We start from the raw sequence: 834 nt of genomic DNA, 5'->3' as shown, positions 1-834 counted from the left end.
CTAGTGTCCCGACTCAGAAGTTTGACGGCCTCAAGCTCGACTCAATCGTAGCGGATTCTGTCTGACTCTTCTGCCTTTGGAGGGTCTGAGATGAGGGGTCGCAAGTTACCGGCGCTGGACATCAGCGAGACCGAGCGGATGGCGTTGCTTTCGCTGGCATCGCGGCGGAACACTGCACAGGCGTTGGCGCTGCGGGCGCGGATCATCCTGGGCTGCGCGGCCGGCAAGCAAAACAAGGAGGTGGCCGCGCGGCTGGGCGTCGGCGCGAGCATGGTGGGCAAGTGGCGCCGGCGCTTTTCCGAACATCGGCTGGAGGGATTGCGCGATGCGCCGCGCTCGGGGGCGCCGCGAACGATCAGTGACGAGCGGATCGAGGCGGTCATCGTGCGCACCCTGGAAAGCCTGCCGCCCGACGCCACCCACTGGAGTTCGCGCGCCATGGCGCGGGCGAGCGGCCTGTCCATCTCTTCCGTGCAGCGCATCTGGCGCGCCTTCGGTCTGCAGCCGCACCGGCTGGAAACCTTCAAGCTGTCCAGCGACCCCGACTTCGTCACCAAGGTGCGCGACGTCGTCGGCCTCTATGTCTCCCCACCCGAGCATGCCATCGTGCTGTGCGTCGATGAAAAGTCGCAGATCCAGGCGCTTGACCGCAGCCAGCCCCTGCTGCCGATGCGCCCTGGCCAGCCGGCGCGCCGCAGCCATGACTATAAGCGCCATGGCGTCACCTGCCTGTTCGCGGCCTTGGACATCGCGACCGGCAAGGTCATCGGCCGATGCTTGCCTCGCCACCGCGCCGTGGAGTTCCGCAAGTTCCTCGACCAGATCGAGGCCAAC

Annotated in this window: 1 protein-coding gene; it reads left to right on the top strand. The window is 66.5% G+C overall.

What is annotated here, in order from left to right:
* Window positions 1-90 precede the first annotated feature (90 nt).
* A partial coding sequence (locus ABZ720_RS17415) for an IS630 family transposase (protein ID WP_438264119.1) occupies window positions 91-834 on the top strand: 744 nt, incomplete at its 3' end.

The sequence above is a fragment of the Aquibaculum sediminis genome, from assembly GCF_040712085.1.
In the GTDB taxonomy this organism is placed as follows: domain Bacteria; phylum Pseudomonadota; class Alphaproteobacteria; order Kiloniellales; family DSM-21159; genus Aquibaculum; species Aquibaculum sediminis.
The sequence above is the reverse complement of the archived record's forward strand: the minus strand, read 5'-3'. Positions and strand labels throughout refer to the sequence as shown.